Consider the following 885-nt stretch of genomic DNA (forward strand, 5'->3'; position numbering starts at 1 on the left):
AGCCGGTGTCGCTCCACGGGCGGTCGTTCGAGGTGGAGGCTGCCACGACGATCGTGCCGGGGACGCCGGCCGGGGAGTGTTTGCAGGCGTCGTCGTGGAAGTTGCCGGCCGACACCACCGTGGGGATCCCCGCGTCGACCATCTTCTTCACGGCGGACTCCACGGCCGTCGACCGGTGGTCGAAGTTGAGCGACATGTTCACCACCGCGGGCTTCTGCGCGTGCGCGGTGACCCACTTGACCGACTTCACCACGGCCGCCTCGGCCGCCGCCGGGGAGCCACCGCCCTCGCTCTCGCACAGGATGCCCTGGACGCGTACGAGTTCAGCCTTGGGCGCCACCCCGTACTTCGCCCCGCCGATGATGCCCGTGACGAACGTGCCGTGGCCGGTGCCCCCCTCGTCGGGGCAGTCACCGGAGTCCTTCGGGCCCACGAAGTCGGCGCCGAGGTGGGCGCGTCCGCCGAACTCCTTGTGGGCGATGTCCATTCCGGTGTCGATCACGTAGACGTGAACGCCCTTGCCCGTGGCGGTGGTGGTGAGCTTTCCGTTCAGCGGCCGCGACCGCTGGTCCAGAATGTCGAGGTTCCACGGCACGTGCCGGGTGATGGGCGACGCCGTGGTCTGCGCGATCCCGGACAACTTCCCCACGCTGTCGGCAGACGTCTGCGCCGAGCCGGGCGCCACCCCGTCCCCGGCGGGCGCCACGGACTCCCCCTTCCCGTGCGCGGGGAGCTTACCGCCGTTCCCCCCGGCCGCCGCGCCGGCTTCCCCGCCGCAGGCCGAGGCCCCGAGCACCGTCGCCATGGCCACCACCATGAGACCGGCCTTCGTCACGTTCCGCGTCACAACGTCCCCCGCATCCCTGCTTCGTACACAGTCAGCGC

Annotated in this window: 1 protein-coding gene; it reads right to left on the reverse strand. The window is 71.2% G+C overall.

Features of this window, described 5'->3' with window-relative positions; genetic code table 11:
* A partial coding sequence (locus Q8A52_RS48870; RefSeq protein WP_316765158.1) for a S8 family serine peptidase occupies positions 1-835 on the reverse strand: 835 nt, incomplete at its 3' end.
* Positions 836-885: the final 50 nt, after the last annotated feature.

Origin of the sequence: Streptomyces herbicida (genome assembly GCF_032656585.1) — a bacterium.
In the GTDB taxonomy this organism is placed as follows: domain Bacteria; phylum Actinomycetota; class Actinomycetes; order Streptomycetales; family Streptomycetaceae; genus Streptomyces; species Streptomyces herbicida.